The 16,476-nt window shown below is 53.4% G+C and carries 9 protein-coding genes; 6 read left to right on the top strand and 3 right to left on the bottom strand.

Features of this window, described 5'->3' with window-relative positions; translation table 11 throughout:
* The first annotated feature begins 186 nt into the window (after window positions 1-186).
* Both IB213_RS03930 and IB213_RS18215 read left to right on the top strand, forming a co-directional pair.
* Window positions 187-4,377: an NACHT domain-containing NTPase gene (locus tag IB213_RS03930; protein WP_192405456.1), complete on the top strand. Its 4,191-nt coding sequence runs from the start codon at window positions 187-189 to the stop codon at window positions 4,375-4,377.
* A gap of 53 nt (window positions 4,378-4,430) precedes the next feature.
* Window positions 4,431-4,565, top strand: a complete 135-nt coding sequence (locus tag IB213_RS18215) for a hypothetical protein (RefSeq protein ID WP_255501817.1) — start codon at window positions 4,431-4,433, stop codon at window positions 4,563-4,565.
* 32 nt (window positions 4,566-4,597) lie between these two features.
* Here the strand turns inward: IB213_RS18215 and IB213_RS03925 are convergent, their stop codons facing one another.
* Genes IB213_RS03925 through IB213_RS03915 form a run of 3 tightly spaced genes read right to left on the bottom strand, consistent with a single transcriptional unit; the run spans window position 4,598 to window position 11,439 of the window.
* Window positions 4,598-6,121: a transporter substrate-binding domain-containing protein gene (locus IB213_RS03925; RefSeq protein ID WP_192405455.1), complete on the bottom strand. Its 1,524-nt coding sequence runs from the start codon at window positions 6,119-6,121 to the stop codon at window positions 4,598-4,600.
* Between the two features lie 10 nt (window positions 6,122-6,131).
* Window positions 6,132-10,202 (bottom strand): response regulator, encoded by a 4,071-nt coding sequence (locus IB213_RS03920; protein WP_192405454.1) that lies wholly within the window; start codon window positions 10,200-10,202, stop codon window positions 6,132-6,134.
* Between the two features lie 55 nt (window positions 10,203-10,257).
* On the bottom strand, window positions 10,258-11,439 hold the full coding sequence (locus IB213_RS03915) for a two-component system response regulator (RefSeq protein WP_192405453.1): 1,182 nt from the start codon (window positions 11,437-11,439) through the stop codon (window positions 10,258-10,260).
* 843 nt (window positions 11,440-12,282) lie between these two features.
* On the opposite strand from IB213_RS03915, the gene IB213_RS03910 reads away from it, so the two are divergent.
* The 4 genes from IB213_RS03910 to IB213_RS03895 all read left to right on the top strand — a co-directional run bounded on the left by IB213_RS03910 (window position 12,283) and on the right by IB213_RS03895 (window position 16,077).
* The gene (locus IB213_RS03910; protein WP_192405452.1) at window positions 12,283-13,032 is read left to right on the top strand and encodes an integrase arm-type DNA-binding domain-containing protein; all 750 of its coding nucleotides are present in this window, start codon (window positions 12,283-12,285) and stop codon (window positions 13,030-13,032) included.
* Window positions 13,019-13,507, top strand: a complete 489-nt coding sequence (locus IB213_RS03905; RefSeq protein WP_192405451.1) for a site-specific integrase — start codon at window positions 13,019-13,021, stop codon at window positions 13,505-13,507. Before IB213_RS03910 ends, IB213_RS03905 begins: the two co-directional genes overlap by 14 nt.
* Before the next feature lie 261 nt (window positions 13,508-13,768).
* On the top strand, window positions 13,769-14,752 hold the full coding sequence (locus tag IB213_RS03900) for a reverse transcriptase domain-containing protein (RefSeq protein WP_192405450.1): 984 nt from the start codon (window positions 13,769-13,771) through the stop codon (window positions 14,750-14,752).
* 2 nt (window positions 14,753-14,754) lie between these two features.
* Entirely contained in the window at window positions 14,755-16,077 is a 1,323-nt protein-coding gene (locus IB213_RS03895; RefSeq protein ID WP_192405449.1) for an AAA family ATPase, read from the top strand.
* Window positions 16,078-16,476: the final 399 nt, after the last annotated feature.

Here is a 16,476-nt window from a genome sequence, read left to right as displayed (position 1 = left end):
TCACTATCTACGAAACTTTGGTGTTTGCAATACGGCATCACTATATGCACGCAAGGTTCAACCTATACAGCCTATGTATCAGGATGTTGGTTATCCTTGCCGCCCATGTATATTGAGTTACACCGGACTTTCCAAGAACTACTTCCTACAGGGCGATCAGGCGATGATGCGGCACTGGAACCCGCCATGGGACAGAAGGCGGTGCTTCTGTGTGCGCTTCTTGAGCAGCCCAGAGTGGTGATGCTGGCGGAAGGCGGATCGGGAAAGACATGGTTGCTGCAAGAAGCTGCGCGACGCTTGCGCAATGAGCGCAAGGCAGCATTCTTTCTCCGGCTAGAGCATGTGGTCCAAGACTTCGAGGGTGCGTTTGACATCGGCAGTCACGAAGACTTCGAGGCATGGCTTGCCTCACAAGAGCCTGGCTGGGTGTTGCTTGACTCTATTGATGAGTCGCGGCTGCGCTCGTCGCAGGATTTCGAGAGAGCGGTGCGCAAGGTCGCTGTAAAGCTGGCTAAGGCACTGGACCGGACGCATATCCTGATGACAGGTCGGCCATCAGCATGGCGACCTCGGACGGACCTGGATCTGTGTGGTCGGTTGTTCCCGCTGCCTGAGGAAGGGGCCGAACAGTCCGGTCAGCGCCAGGATAAGGGGCCGGTCTTCCAGGTGGTGCGGTTAGAGCCGCTTTCGTCATCGCAGGTTGAGGGATTTGCTATCGCTCGGGGCATCCGTGCCGTGAGACCGTTCATGGAATCCATAGAGCGGGCCGACGCAGGGTCTTTTACCCAACGTCCTCAGGACCTGGACGAGCTCGTGGGGTTTTGGACCGAGAGTGGGCGGGTCGGTTCACGGTTGGAACTGATGACCGCAAGTGTGCAGCGCCGCTTGCAGGACAGCCAGGATCGTGCACAAGCGCACCCCATGACCCCAGCACGAGCACTAGAGGGGGTGGAGAAGCTTGCGGCCGCCCTGGTGCTTACGCGCCAGCAAAACATCCAGGTGCCCGATGGGCCACAGGCTGGTCCAGGCTTGCGCCCTCGCAACGTGCTGGGTTGGGACGATGCAGAAATCGCCGCGCTGCTGCAGCGATCACTGTTCGATCCGGACGTCTACGGTTGCGTCCGATTTCATCACCGATCTGTGCTGGAATATCTTGCCGCGCAGTGGTTCCACAGGCTGCTCAAGCAAGAGGTGTCGCGCCAAAAGGTTGAAGCCCTGTTCATTCGCGAGCAGTATGGGCTCCAAGTAGTGACGCCCTCGCTGCGCCGTCTATTGCCCTGGCTGGCCATGTCCGACATGCGCATCCTCTCGCGAGTACAGGAGGTTGCGCCGGAGATCGTGTTCGAAGGCGGGGACCCACTGCAACTTCCTTCAGACGTGCGCAGTTCCATCCTGACGGATATCTGCAGGCAACTGGCAGCTGGAACTTCGGATCGCACTCCGGCCCAATACAGCGCCATCCAGCGTTTCGCCGCACCGGATGTATCCGAGACCGTGCGTCGGCTGGTCCAGGAGTACAAGGACAAGGAAACCGTCACCGGCTTCCTCATGTGGATGGTGTGCCACGGGCGGATCGCGGATGCATTTCCCAAGGCCATGCAGATCGCCCTCTCCGCCTCAGCGTCTTCAAATGTGCGTGTGGCTGCATTTCATGCAGTGGCTTCTGTGGGAACCCCATCGGATATGGCAATCGTTCGCAGCCAGTTCGCCTCAGAGAATGACAGCTTAGACCGACGGTGCATGGCTGAGCTGTTAGGCCTGATCGATCAACCCGACGCCACGACGCTGCACTGGATGATGGACTGCATCCCCCGGCTGGAAGAACTCAACGGGTACGACACCACGGGCCTGACCACCGCAACGATACGGTTGCTGGAGCGTGCTGACCTTTCTCTGCTTCCGAACGTCATCGATAAGTTGTATATGCTGTTGATCAAACCTCCGATCATGGAACGGCATGACCACATTCTGTCCGTCAGGAACCGATGGCTGCGCCGGCCCATCGGCGCGGTGCTAACCCGTCTCGTGGCCGCACGCCATGCGCTCGCACTGCAGCTCAGCGCAGTGGCAGCGTTGCATGTACTTATGCGGGACAGTCCCTACGACGACGACTTCCCTAATGTGAAAGATACAAGCCTGCCTAATCAGGTGCAAACCTGGTCTGCTCTTAAGTGGGCCTGGCTTTGGCTCCTCATCGATCGGCAGCGCTCGGAGCGGCGCGTCGTTGACTTCAGGATGGCTCAGGCCGCCATGAATCCCATAGCCTGGGACGAGAACGACTTTGCACCTGCTATCACGGCAACTGCTGAGCGGGAGCTAGAAGAAGACCGACTGGCGGCGTTGGAGATCGCATTCCGTTTGTATGTCCAGTCCGAGCGGCCGCAGAGTCTGCACTTTCAGCTACTAAAAGCTGTGGAGGGCAATGAGTCGCTGGCGCAACGGCTACAACAGCTTGAAGTGCCGTACGAAAAGAGCGAGGCGCTTCAGAAGTCGGTGCGTGAGAGTGCCGAATGGGCACAGCGTCGCAAGGAGGAAGCGGAACGGGCACAGCAGCGACGCCGCGAGGATGTTGTGTGGCTCGCTAACGGGCTCGACGTCTTGCGTGACCCGGGCTTCGATGATCCTTCCGGTATCTGCATAGAGCAGGCTTATCTGTTCGAAGTCATGCGAAAGCAAGAGAAGGGCAGCCATTCAGGACGGACACAAGGCAGCTGGCGCAGCCTTGAAGCGGAGTTTGGCGCACCGACGGCACTCGCGTTCCGGGATGGCATGGTGGCGTTCTGGCGTCGTTATCCCCCGCCGTTGCTCTCCGAAGGCGCACAAATAAACAGCATGCCGCTTGCTGATCCGTTCGGCTTGACTGGGTTGACCGTTGAAGCCAAGGAGATCCCTGGGCTGATGACAACTCTCTCCCCTGCGGAGGCCAGTGTGGCGTTTCGCTACGCGATGCGAGAGATGAACGGATTCCCAGACTGGTTTCCTTGCCTGTTCGCAGCCCACCCGCAGCTCGTGGCAGAAATGTTGCTGGTAGAGATCGCATTCGAACTCCGGATTAGCGACTCAGACACCGCATTCCAGTACGTGGTGGCACGAACCCATCACGCCAGGGAATTGCTCGCCAACGCTCTGGCGCAGGGCATCCTCCTGCTTCTGACCTCCCACTTGCCGCGGCGTCCCCAGGTGCTAGAGTACCTAGTGGATATCCTCCATGTGTCGGATCTACCAGATGGTCTCGTTGCCGCCTTGGCACGTGAACAGATGGTGGAGGGAGATGCCGTACACCGCGCACTTTGGGCCGCAGCATGGTCCAGTGTCGATCCCGGTCCCGCCATCGATGCCGTGGAGCAGCACCTGAATGCATTGGGAGACGCCACGCAGTGTACGGAATTCACGATGGCGTTTGCCGCACACCTATTGGGCAACCGGCGGAGCATGTCCTGCATGCGCGGTGCATTCCGAACGCCAGCCGTGCTCAAGCGCCTCTATCTTTTGGTACACCAGCATGTGCGTGCCGATGAGGACATAGACCGCTCCAACAAAGGCGTGTTTTCACCGGGTCCGCGTGACGACGCACAGGATGCCCGCGAGCACTTGGTTCGGCTGCTAAAGGATATACCTGGGCGGGAGGCATTCTTGGCGCTGCAGAGCCTGTCGCAGGATCATCCCCAGGCCGACTACCGGCCTTGGATGGCACAGATGGCGCTAGCAAGGGCCCAGGCCGACAGCGAGCGGCCTGCGTGGAGCGAACAGCAGGTGAGCGAATTTGCCGAAACTTACGAGCGGTCCCCGGCTAATCACCGCGAGATGTTCGACCTAGCAGTCATGCGCTTGCTCGACCTGAAGCATGAGATGGAGGACAGTGATCTAAGCACCGCGTCAGTGGTCATCCGCTCGGAGCTCGAAACCGAACTGCGCAACTGGATCGCCGCTTGGTGCTCCCAGCATGCCCACGGCCGATTCGTAATTCCGCAAGAGGACGAACTCCCAGACGCAAAGCGTCCTGATCTGCGGTGGATCTGCTCAACGTTCCCTGGCGCCGTGCCGACTGAATTGAAGATCGCTGACAACTGGACGGGGCCGAAGCTATTCGAGCGACTCGAAGGGCAGCTAGCTGGCGACTATTTGCGAGATCGGATCTCCAACCGTGGCATCTATCTGCTGGTGTGGAGGGGGGCCAAGAAGCAGCACTGGGTACTGCCTGATGGTAGCTCCGTCGATTTCGTGACGCTGGTTGATGCGTTGCAGTTGCATGGGACATATGTGGCCGGCCATCATCCCGGCGTCGAAGAAATCCGGGTCATCGGGATTGATCTGACTAAGCGGACAGGTAAGACTACATTAACCCTACCTTCTGGGGGCCAGCACCCAGTTGCTTGAGGACTGGAAGTAAGACAACGTTAGCTACTCGCCAAGTCACCACAGTAGATGCTATGAGCTTGACTCAACTGCTGACGATCTTGCTCGAAGACCGCTATTGGCCGGAAGCACGCGATCATCGTGGCCCCCAAAAGCTGTCTATCACTGGCAGCAGCAAACCAGCCAGCGACTGCTTTCGGGGGGCTTGACCGAAATGGCGCTCTCGGCCAGAAGCGGTCTTTCAATGCACTTCTTTCAAAGACTGCTTTGTGAAAGTCTCAGCATCTTTTTGAAGACGATGTATTCCGGTCGCAACGATAGGCTCTAAAGCAGCGAGCAACCCCAAATGCTCTTGACTGACAGGGTGCATAGTCGCCATTTCAATTACCGCAACTACCTGTCCGGCATGGCGTATTGGCATCATCACAATTGATACAGGCTCACAGTTGCCCAGACCTGATCGCACACGAAGATAATCTTTGCCCGGCGAATTCACCGTAACTAACTCTCCAGTAGCGGCGCACCTTGCCATCAAACCTGCGGCAGTCGGAAATTCTCTTAGTGATTCCGCAGGTGTGGGGGAAACGCCTGCGTAGTGTGCAAGCGCAATCAGGCTCTTATTGTCTTCGCTAACCATTGCGATCAACCCTTGCCCCAATGGCAGATGAAGCGCCAATTCTTGAAGCGTTACTTGCGCGAATGCTTCTAAAGAATCTACAAGTTGTAGCCTCATGAGTAAGTTAGATACCGCTTTCCCGCGACTGACTTCTTCACGCATAAGTTCTTGGTTTTCACTCAGCGCCTGTGAGACCTTGCGATGCTGAGCAACCTCACGTTTTAAGCGTCTCGCCCAAAAAACCATAGCCAGCAGCAACCCCGCCAATGCTGAACCAGCAGGGATGCCCCATTTGACAAGGAGTTCTCGCCACCGAGATTCAGTATCAAAAGAGGCGGTGAACATTTGATACTCCATCAATGAAACACCATACTTTTTACGCCATGAGCGATCCAACCCAGAGCCGACTCGGCGGCTTTGATCAAAAAACTCATTCAAAGCCAACTCCAAGTCCGGCATGTTTGAGGCAATGCCCCAACCTACTTGCGTAACATCTCCAATAGGAAACAGCAGGTCTAAGTTATCCAAGTCATCGCGAACCCACTTAAAGGCTGATTCCGCCGCAATCACAGTAAAGTCTGCACGGCGTTCAACGACCTCCCGCATGGCCTGAGCAGTATCGACAAGATTGATCTTGACTGGATCATCTTTGATTGTGGAATTGAAAGTTCGCAACCAAGCTTCATAGGCAGTACCCGCTTGCACCGCTGCTGTACGGCCTCTTAAGTCACGCTGATTGCGCAGCGAAGCGCGCAACTCCGGTCTAGCAATTACTACGCTGCGAGTTGAAAAATATGGCACTAGCACCATCCTTAGCTGACGCTGCGGAGTGATGTGAAGATCGTTGGGATACAAGTCACAGCGCCCAGACGCTAAAGGCGTAGCATCTGCTTGATCAAGCCTTGCAGCAAATTCTTCAGTGACAGCGAACTGTGCATCCCAGTTCAGCAAAACTTCTGTTTTTGCTTGAGCGCCTAAATATCTAGCGAATTCTTCGGCATTCTCTCGATAAAAATCTGCGCTTGATCCAGCCACGCACACGCGAAGTTCACCTGTGCTGCGAATCTCTGCGAGAGATCGCCCATGTGCACTTCCTCCCGTAAGAGCGAAGAACAATAGCGCAAGAAAAGTATGTATGAAGTTATTCATACCGTACCGCTTATAAGCCTCTAGCCTTATCAAGAGCTGCCGAAGCTGCCTCGAAGTCCACCTTTTCAATGGCGCGCGTCACAATAGCCAGTTGATTGGCAAGCGGATCATTTTCATCTTCCAGTTGCTTTATCAGAGTTTCTAGAAATTCACCGGCCTCAGCGTCGCTATCTTGCAAAAGCTGATGAAGCTGTTCCAGCATCCTCTGTGAGCTGCTTGATCTCCCCTTTGAGGGACGTAATGAAGTTGAAGAATCAGGCAACGCTGACTCCTTAACTAACTTCTGCAAATGATCAATCAAAGGATCCAGATGAACCTGTACGCGACCCAGTTGCTCCATCAGATCAACCTCTTTAGCAGCAGACAAGCAAGCTGATTCAAGCGAACTAGCTGTTGCGGCCAAGGGTATGGCACCTATGGTGCTAGATGCCCCCTTGAGGGTATGCGCCAAGCGTGTAGCCTGAGTTTGATCGCCAACTCGAATTGCAGAAGTGAATTGGGCTACGAACTCTGAGTGTTCGCGTGAAAAAATGTTCAGCAACCGACGGTAAAGCTTCACATCCTGCTGCGCGATTCGAAGACCTTCTTGCAAATTCACACCGGGCAAATCTTGAATGTCGGACAAGGCGTGATTTCTGGTCTCAGATGAAATGCGAGCTTCACCATACTTGCCTACTGCGGCGTCCTCGCGAGCTACGGATTTTTCCGGCGGATGCTGTATCCAGCGTGCCAGACAGGCAAACATTTCTCCCACGCGCAAGGGCTTTGGTATGTGATCGACCATGCCTGCGGCAATCACTTTTTCTCGATCACCGGCCATTGCATTGGCTGTCATAGCGATGATTGGGATCGCATCGAACTTTCGTTGTGCACGAATTTTTGCTGTTGCGACAAAACCATCCATAACCGGCATCTGGCAGTCCATAAGCACGGCATCGAACTTTGCATCCTCTGCTAAACAGTCAAGAGCCTCCTGGCCGTTCCTCGCCACCACTACCGTCAATCCCGCATCATGTAGCAACTCCTGCGCCAGCTCCTGATTAAGCTCGTTATCTTCCACAAGAAGTACACGTGCTCCATTGAGCTTTTGCAAATGCTGCTGCTCTCCTTGAGCCTTTGATGCAGCACGAGAAACCACAAGTTGGCCTTTACCTAATGCCTCACCCACCGCTTCTAATAGCGTCGAAGGAGTCACTGGCTTGGTGAGCACAGCATTAACGTGAGCTCCTTTGCTATGCAAGGCAGACAAGGCATCATCCCGTCCAAATGCTGTGACCATGATGACCGCAGGTGCACTTTTACTTTGCTCCGACTGCAAGCGCCATACAGTCTCTGCCCCGTCCATGCTAGGCATGCGCCAGTCCATTAGTACAAGGTCATAGGGGAGGTTGCGCTCATTCGCTTGTTGAACCATGCGCAGGCAATCATGCCCGTTCTGTGCAGCGTCGACTTCCAGGCCGAAACGCTGTGCCATCGTTGAGAGTATTTCTCGTGCAGCCGCGCTGTCGTCAACAACCAAGATTCGCTGGCCCAGAAGCTCCTCTGCATTAAACATACGCAGCGGCATAGGGTAGGCCTGCAAACCGAAGCGTGCATTAAAGTGGAAGGTCGAACCTCGTCCCAGCTCACTTTCGACCCGGATGTGACCATGCATAAGCTCAACCAGGTTATGTGAAATGGCCAAGCCAAGACCTGTACCGCCATAACGACGTGTTGTTGAGCTGTCAGCTTGGCTGAAAGACTGAAAAATCCGTCCACACTGTTCGGGCGTCATGCCTATTCCCGAATCCTTAACCCAGAAGTGCAGCTCTACTTCTTCGGACTGCTGGGCAACGAGTTCCACGCCAAGAACAACTTCACCCTGTTCAGCAAACTTAACCGCGTTACTGCACAAATTAACCAGCACCTGTCCAAGCCGCAATGGATCTCCCACTAAGGCTGTTGGAACATCCACAGATGTGTTGAACAGTAGCTCCAGACCTTTGTCTTCTGCCTTCATACCCGTAAGATCAGCCACGCGGTCAAGCACATCCTCCAAGCGGAAATCAACGGACTCCATGGTTAATTTTCCAGCCTCGATTTTTGAGAAGTCGAGAATGTCGTTGATGATGCCCAACAGATTCTCAGCAGAGAGGTTCACCTTCTCAATGTAGTTGCGCTGTTTGGTATTGAGGTCCGTTTGCAAAGCCAGGTGCGACATACCAATAATCGCATTCATGGGCGTTCGAATCTCATGACTCATATTCGCCAAAAACTCGCTCTTGGCTTTCGTAGCCTCTTCAGCCAGTTCTCGCGCACGACGCACTTCGTCTTCAGCGCGGCGGCGTTCAGTCACATCGCGTACCGACGCACAGACGCATTCACCACGCCCGCCTATATCAGGTAAGCGCGCCAGGCCAACCTCGATAGGAATCTGCACCCCGTCTTTGCGCAGTCCAAATAGACGACTGCCGCTTGCCCCCATTAGACGAGCTCCACCCTCATGGGCGAAACTGTTTCGCCGTGCGGGATGTCCATCTCGGGCGTACAGGGGAACCAGCGTCTCAACTGGCAATCCAATTAATTCATTGGGCGCGTAACCAAACATCGCTTCTACCAATGGATTAGCCAATGTTATGTGCCCACCTGAATCAACTACAAGCATTCCGTCAGGTGAAGATTCGATGATGCTGTGATACCAAGCTTCCGTAGCCTTAATGGCATCTTTTTGCTGCGCCAACTCGAAGGCTTGCTTCTCCAGCGTTTGCGCTTGTCCTTGCGTTTCTTCAAGCAAACGTTGCGTGGCTAGATTACGTTCCAAAATTTCCAAATTCGCCGCAAGCGAAGGCATCAATGCATCTAAAAGAGCTTGCCGTGCAGGTGTTCCAAGCTCCAAGCTAGCGATCTCTAGTACGCCCAGCAACTCTTCGCCACGAACTATTGGTAATACGCTGATGGAGCGAGGTACTGCATCCCCTAATGCAGAACCAATTCGTACATAGTCCTCTGGAGGATCTGTTAATACGATGGGACTACGCTCAAGCGCACACTGACCTACTAGGCCTTGACCAAGCTGAAAATACTGCTCCAGAGATTTACGCTCGCGATAAGCGAAACCTGTCAGTAAGCGCAGGCGTCGATGTTTTTTTTCATAGATGTACAGCACTCCATGACCAATCTCCAGCAATGGGGCTGTCAGAGCAAAAAAGCGCTGCGCTAGCTCGACAAAAGAATGACTGGCTTGGAGTTCAGCAGAAATCGTGGCGGTGTGAGTTTTTACCCATCGTTGTACCTCCAGCTCGCGGGCAACCTCTTGCAGCACAGCTACGGCACGTGCTAGTGCACCAACATCGTTCTGATAGGTGGTATGCGGCACCTCTTGCTGCAAATCGCCTCCGGCAATACGCTCTACCGCGGTGCGAAGTTCTACTGCTGATATGCGAATTGAACGGACAATCAGCCAAGCAAAAAGTACGCTGAGGAGCCCTCCCAATATCAGTAAAACTGTTCCGCGAAATCGCGTCTCTTGAGCGAGATCTTGGACTGCTTTTAATGTGGTGCGAGCAGCCTGCTCTTTGGTAGAGGCAACGGCTTCCATCGCTTGCGCTACAGCATCACCCTTCAGCTTGAACTCTCTGCTTGAAATGCGTTGGCGAGCCTCATTTAAATTACCGCGTCGAGCCAGTTCAATGACCTGCTCCGTACTTAGGCGATATGCCGCATAGCTCTCATCAAATGTAATTAATCTACGCCGGTTATCTTCCCGAAAAATACGTTTACGCAGCTCTGCTACTTCACGACTAAGATCTCTGTGAGTCTTATCCAGTAGTTGCAGCGCGCTCGCGCGGTCAGACTCGTCGTTAGTCAATAGGGCATCTCGTAAGTAGCGCCCCATGTCGGCATAGTAAAACTGTACGGCTCGTGCATCAGAGATGCCTTGAAGCTCGTTCTCGTACATGTCCTTGATCTGATTGCTAACTCTTCCTATTGCATACAACCCAAGTACGCTAATTAGCACTGCCATCAAAAGAACTACAGCAAATGCAGAAGCTAACTTGGCAGTCAATGAAGACCGATGGTATTGCTGAATCAATCCATTCATGGGCGAGTTCTCATCGGTAATAGGAGTGCGCAATCATTAGCGGGACACAGCGACTTCAAGCTTCGTCTTGGTCTGGAGAAACCGTGCCACCTTGGGAGATTTCAAGCTCACGTTTCTTTTGTGCTAAATCTGAATCTTTGTCTGCAAAAGCTTTAGCAATGTCCTGAAATTCATTCAGCACATCAAGAAATGCATCAAGAACATCGGGATCGAAATGTGTCCCACGGCCTTCTCGCATGATGTTCACGGCTTTTTCATGCGGCATACCTTCTTTGTAGACGCGGCGACTGATTAAGGCATCGTAGACATCCGCGACTGCCATAATGCGCGCCGAAATCGGAATTGCGTCACCCTTTAGTCCCTGCGGATAGCCACTACCATCCCATTTCTCATGATGGCCAAATGCAATTTCCTTGGCGTACTTCAGAAAGTCGACAGGCATCCCCAACTGATCTTCTGCGTGCTCAATCGCATCCCGACCCAGCATCGCATGCGTCTTCATAATCTCAAATTCGTGAGGCTCGAAACGACCGGGTTTTAGCAAAATACGATCAGGAATGCCAATCTTTCCAATGTCGTGCAGTGGTGCGGACTTGAACAGCATATCGATCACATGATCGTCAAGATAAGCGCGAAAACGGGGATGATCTTGTAGAGCCTTCGCTAACGTTCTTACGTAGTGTTGGGTCCGCCGTATATGGTTGCCCGTTTCGTTATCACGCGTCTCAGCTAAAGAAGCCATTGCTAGGATGGTGACATCTTGAATCGCAGCTACTTCACGGGTGCGCCGCTGAACCTCGTTATCCAAGAAAGAATTGCGGTCTCTTAGCGCATCAGCACCAGCTTTGGCTTGTAGCTGCGAAGTGACACGCGCTAAAAGTATTGGCGGGTTGATCGGCTTCGTAATGAAATCAGCAGCGCCAATCTCTAGCCCCGCAGTCTCATCGTCCGTGCTTGTCATCGCAGTTAGGAAGATGATAGGAATGTGCCTAGTCTTTGGAGATTCTTTAAGCAGGCGGCACACCTCATGCCCAGACATACCTGGCATCATTACGTCCAGCAGCACCAAGTCGGGAAGCTGATCTTGCCGAACGATCTCCATCGCTTTTTCGCCTGAATTTGCAAGCTTGAGGCGATACTTATCCTTTAGCAAACCTGACAGTAGCCAAAGATTGTCTGGTGAATCATCTACAGCCAAGATAAGCGGTCGAAACAGTCCCTCTTTTGTTTCCAGCATCGTCGCTCCAAGGCAAGTAGTGAATATTTCATCGGCAGATGACTATCTCTGAATAATCCCCGTTTGACAATATTTTCTAGACAACACTGAGACAGGTTTCGACTCAACGAGAGCAATGGGCAGTAACAAAAAAACGTGACATCAGAATTCCTTGCTAGGTCTTTGCCCCCCCATTCCCAATAGGAAAGCTGACGTTGATAGATTAATCGTGGAGGTCCACTTTGGGTCGTTTGCGACGGTCGCAGACGGCCAGAAGTAGTCGGCCAGCATCATTTCCCGAGAGGTTACTTCAGGCTAGTGGCTGCCACTCAGCTCATAAATCACAATTACTGTTGACAAAAAAAGCTGTCATAGACAGATGCCTAGTCGCATGGTAGTCAGGATGACTGCTACCTAGCTGAAATCGGCAGTTCGGGCTGACGATATGAACTGCGGCCTCCACAGCCAAGAGGTCAGTTACTGTTGCTGATGACCACCAGCTTGGTCAAGGCTAACTGACATTTAAGTCAACTGAGGTCTACGACACCGCTACTTTAAGGAGCTTCGTACTGGTACACTAGCCGGTCCATTTGAGTGGTACACACGCAGTTTTTCGAAAATCATAAGCCATTGATTTTTAATAACTTTCATCACCTGACGCCGAATCTCACAGCCTCCGCCAGGACATCGACGCACACAACGTCAAATCGCTTCAAAACCCGCTTCTCTCATAGGGAAGCGGGTTTTTCTTTGTCGCAAGTAATCGCACCACGCCTCAAGACAACCCAGCTTTTGTTGGTACTTTCGTTGGTAGCTCAATCAGAGCCAAAATCAGATACCAACAACTAGAACCAACGGGGCCACATGGCACTGACCGATACGTTCATCAAAAACACCAAGCACAGCGGCAAAGCAGCTGGCGACAAGCACAGCGATGGTGGTGGGCTGTACCTGCACGTCAAAGCGGCGGGCAAGTATTGGCGGTTGGCCTATCGCTTCGAGGTCAAACAAAAGACACTGGCGCTCGGCGTGTATCCCGCTATCACCCTCGCCCAAGCCCGCCGTGGCCGTGACGATGCCCGCGCCCTGCTGGCGCAAGGCGTAGACCCCAGCCAGAACAAGCAGCGCCTCAAAGAAGACAAGGCGGTGGCAGCACTCAACACCGTGGAAGCCATGTCCCGCGCTTATCTGGCGAACAAACGGCCGGGCTGGTCAACGACACACTACGACCGCGAAGCCCGAAGCCTGGAGAAAGACCTGTACCCCTTTCTTGGCCAGCGTGTGATCGGAGAAGTCGAGCCGCCTGAATTGCTGAAAGCATGTGAGCGCGTACAAGACCGCGACGCAGTGGAAAGCGCACACCGGCTGCTCACCACGGCATCAGGAGTCTGGCAATACGCAATCGCCAGAGGCTGCGCCACGCGGGACATTGCCCAGGACATCAAGAAAGCCCTCAAACCGCGCCAGAAGGGCCATTTCCCGGCCATCACCGATCCAGGCACTGCTGCGCGCCAGCGACGGCTATGGCGGCGGCCCCGTAGTGCGGACAGCGCTCTACATTGCCCCCATACTGTTCCAACGCCCCGGCAACCTACGGACCATGCGCTGGGCTGATCTCGACCTTGATGCAGGGCTCTGGACTATCCCAAGCGCTGACCTCAAACGCAATGTCGAGGGGAAGAAGAACGGCGCGCCGCACAAGGTTCCATTGCCCCGCCAAACCGTTGTGGCCATACGCAAGCTGTACCCCGTAACAGCTGGCCGCGAGTATGTATTTCCCGGCCTCCGCGACCATGCCAAACCCATGAGCGAAGCTGCCGTCAATGCGGCCTTGCACGCAATGGGCTACAAGGACGTTCACACTTGGCACGGCTACCGTGCGACTGGCCGCACCCTGTTGCGCGAGGTCTTTAAGATCGACATTGACGTGATCGAGGACCAACTAGCCCACGTGGGTGGCAAGACCCATAACGGGGCCTATGACCGAGCCACTTTCGTCGATGAGCGCACCACGGTTATGCAGCAATGGGCCGACTACCTGGACAAGCTGCGCCAAGGGGCCGAAGTGCTGGAGTTCAAGCAGGCTTAGTACCCGACAAGACGAGACAAAGTGGGACGGGTCCCAGGAAGTAAGTCAGAGCCAAATTGCCAGAAATGGCATAGGCCGAGCAAAGGTGGTCTACGATCAAAGAAGAACTCGGATCTGAGACGTTGATCTTCTACGCCTTGTGTGGCGAGCTTGGCGTAAGCTCACCACACAAGTAGATCAGACGGCCTAGAGGTCAGCCTATATGACTGGAGATGCTCCTAGTCAGCTGACATGGGGTCAATTTTAAGGTACTTTTCTAGAATGTCCACCCCGCTTAAAACGGTTGCAAAACGCCCACTAGAAGATCTGTTCAATGCCGTCTATCACGACAAATACAGATTCCAAGATCTAGCCCAATTAGATGTATTGCTCAACTGCAAGAGAGAGCAATACACCAAGGCTGGTCACACTCGCGCAATCCTTGCTCCCAATGAAATTCTGGCTGCGTGTCTAGATTTCACTCGGCTTTTTGTCGTCGACTTCCTGCCAATCAATGAAGATGTCGTCTACTCCTACCGAAAAGGAATGAGCGCTCTTGATGCAGTTGTCTGCCACAAGGACAGCAAGTATTTCTTTGTCTGCGACATTTCCCATTTTTTCCCAAGCATTACATGGGAGCGTGTTGGACTGACGCTTGCGCAGGCTAAGGATCGCACTCCGATTTCAGACTTCGACCTCTGGCTAGACCGTTTCGTTCACTTGGTTTGTCCTGAGACAGGCTTGCCGGTCGGGTTCTCAACCTCTCCTGGTATCAGTAACTCAGCACTAAAGCCCTTTGACGATGCAATGAAGCGAAATTGCGATGACCGCAGTTTGCGCATTACTCGCTATTCCGATGACATCATCGTGTCTGCCAAGACTAAAGAGCCCCTACACGAAATTGAAAAACTGATCGAAGGTACGTTGCAGGAAACCTTCTCCAATGATTTCACGCTGAATCAGTCCAAATCGAAGCACCTGCATCGAGGAACAAAAGTCAAGCTTCTGGGAATGGTGCTTCTCCCAGATGGAAGCGTGTCAGTGGACGCCTCTATCAAGGACGAAATCGAGGTCTTGCTCCATTTTCACGCAACGAATCGATCCAGATTCGTTGAGTATGTCGGCCATAGCCTTACAAAAGGGGAACGTAGGCTCTCGGGGCTAATCAACTACGTGAACACTATCGACAAAGCATATCTCGATAAGTTGCGCCGCAAGTTCGGGGTAGCCACAGTTGATTACTTCTTGCACCGATCTTTTTCGTAGCCATGCAGCTTCAAGTCGAAATTGAGAATATCCCACCAGTTGGACGGTATGCCTTCACGGTAGACCTTGATGCTCCTGGAGTGCTTGGCATCGTTGGCGGAAATGGAACCGGCAAGACAACCCTGGCCAAGTCACTATTGAACCTAGCGCTCGCCGACACATTCATTCGAACCTCGTCAGCGGGCTCAATCACACCTAGCAGCCGGATTACCTATCGTGTTGGGGATAGCGAGTTCATCTTCGGATACGACGCTAAAACACGCTCACTTAGCACACGTAGCCCGATACCAGATGACGTAAAAAACCTGCTATCGATAGAGCTACCTGCGCCGTACGGAAAAAGGTTTACGTTCTTTGGAACGCTTGTGGGCTCTGACTTAGAAATCCGGCGGGCTATCGTACTAGGCCAGTACACAAAACCAGCAGAAATGATTGGCTTCCTCAACGAGGTCTATGGAGATGGCAGATTCAACGATCTGATCGAAATTCGCCTCCGTCGTGGTTCTTGCTGCTGCTTCATGCTTGGCGGTGACCGTTACTTGCGAGAGGACTATTTCAGCTCAGGTGAGTATTTTTTAATCCATCTTTTCCGACTAGTCACTGCGGGCCGCCCCTTGGTGTTTATTGATGAGATCGACACGTCGCTCGACGCAAAAGCTCAAGCACGGTTGACAGCTCAACTTCGTCTATTGGCTCTTCACTACAAGGCCAAGGTAGTGTTCACGACACATTCCCTAGCGCTGATGCAGACGTTAGATGTGACCGAGCTTGCATACTTAGAGCGCTCAGCTGAAGGCGTCACGATGACGCCCATGTCGTTCAATTCTGTAAAGAGCATTCTCTTTGGGTTCCGCGGGTCTGACCGTTACATACTGACAGAAGACGACGTTCTGAAGCAGTTCCTTGAGTACGTGATTAGGCGTTACTGCCCACCAACATTCTTCTCGTTCCAGATCATCTATATAGGAGGTGCTGGACAGGTTACGGACCTGATGCGACGGAACCGAAGCGCCCAGTTCTTCGGGCCAGAGCCGCACGTCATATCGGTCCTGGACGGAGATCAAAGCTATCGTGATCTTCCAAGAGGTACGATTTGCATCCCATTGCACAACGTTGAGCAAGCACTATGGGATGCCTACCGTCGACAAGACTTCCAACACGCATTCCAAGGTGGTGAGCAGCTTGCGGCGAAAAAGCTCTACGAGCAAATTCAGCGCCGTCAGCTTCTCACCTCAGAGCAGATTAATGAACTACTCTGTGACCTGCATGACCCTGAGATGAAATCCTTCTCAGAACATTTGAGCGGTTTTTTATGCCGCCCGTGAGCTTGGCGACCCAATCTCAGAGATCTTTGCTGCAGGTCTTTGCCACGTCGACCAAAAGGCGCAATTGCCGATGAGCAGAACTTAGCCGGTTACAGCCTAATCCCGGTCAACAGCACTCGGCACGGGCACCTCACATTCATGCGTTTGAGCCCGAACAATTGCTTCCAATGCCATTTCGAGGCCTACCCACCCTTCATCAGCAAGAGTTGAGGAGCGTCCGTACCAAACACCCTCGGCGCGCCATGACGCCCCCGCCGCGCTCGCCCGCTTCGTGGACCGCAAATTACGAGCAGGTCGCAAGGTTCGAAGCCCCATCAGGACTGGCTTTGCTGCAAAAAAGCTGAGGGCTAAAAATTACGAGAAATTACGGGAATTTCTCAAATATGTACCCACGACGCA

The sequence above is a fragment of the Comamonas sp. CMM02 genome (genome assembly GCF_014851485.1).
Classification (GTDB): Bacteria; Pseudomonadota; Gammaproteobacteria; order Burkholderiales; family Burkholderiaceae_C; genus Comamonas; species Comamonas avium.
This window is presented reverse-complemented; position numbering and strand designations above follow the sequence as displayed.

What these genes read in the sequence shown, in the direction of transcription:
- IB213_RS03895 (WP_192405449.1), top strand. Translation starts at nt 14,755, where the DNA reads ATGCAGCTTCAAGTCGAAATTGAGAATATCCCACCAGTTGGACGGTAT.
- IB213_RS03910 (WP_192405452.1), top strand. Translation starts at nt 12,283, where the DNA reads ATGGCACTGACCGATACGTTCATCAAAAACACCAAGCACAGCGGCAAA.
- IB213_RS03920 (WP_192405454.1), bottom strand. Translation starts at nt 10,202, where the DNA reads ATGAATGGATTGATTCAGCAATACCATCGGTCTTCATTGACTGCCAAG.
- IB213_RS18215 (WP_255501817.1), top strand. Translation starts at nt 4,431, where the DNA reads ATGAGCTTGACTCAACTGCTGACGATCTTGCTCGAAGACCGCTATTGG.
- IB213_RS03905 (WP_192405451.1), top strand. Translation starts at nt 13,019, where the DNA reads ATGCGCTGGGCTGATCTCGACCTTGATGCAGGGCTCTGGACTATCCCA.
- IB213_RS03925 (WP_192405455.1), bottom strand. Translation starts at nt 6,121, where the DNA reads ATGAATAACTTCATACATACTTTTCTTGCGCTATTGTTCTTCGCTCTT.
- IB213_RS03915 (WP_192405453.1), bottom strand. Translation starts at nt 11,439, where the DNA reads ATGCTGGAAACAAAAGAGGGACTGTTTCGACCGCTTATCTTGGCTGTA.
- IB213_RS03900 (WP_192405450.1), top strand. Translation starts at nt 13,769, where the DNA reads ATGTCCACCCCGCTTAAAACGGTTGCAAAACGCCCACTAGAAGATCTG.
- IB213_RS03930 (WP_192405456.1), top strand. Translation starts at nt 187, where the DNA reads ATGGGACAGAAGGCGGTGCTTCTGTGTGCGCTTCTTGAGCAGCCCAGA.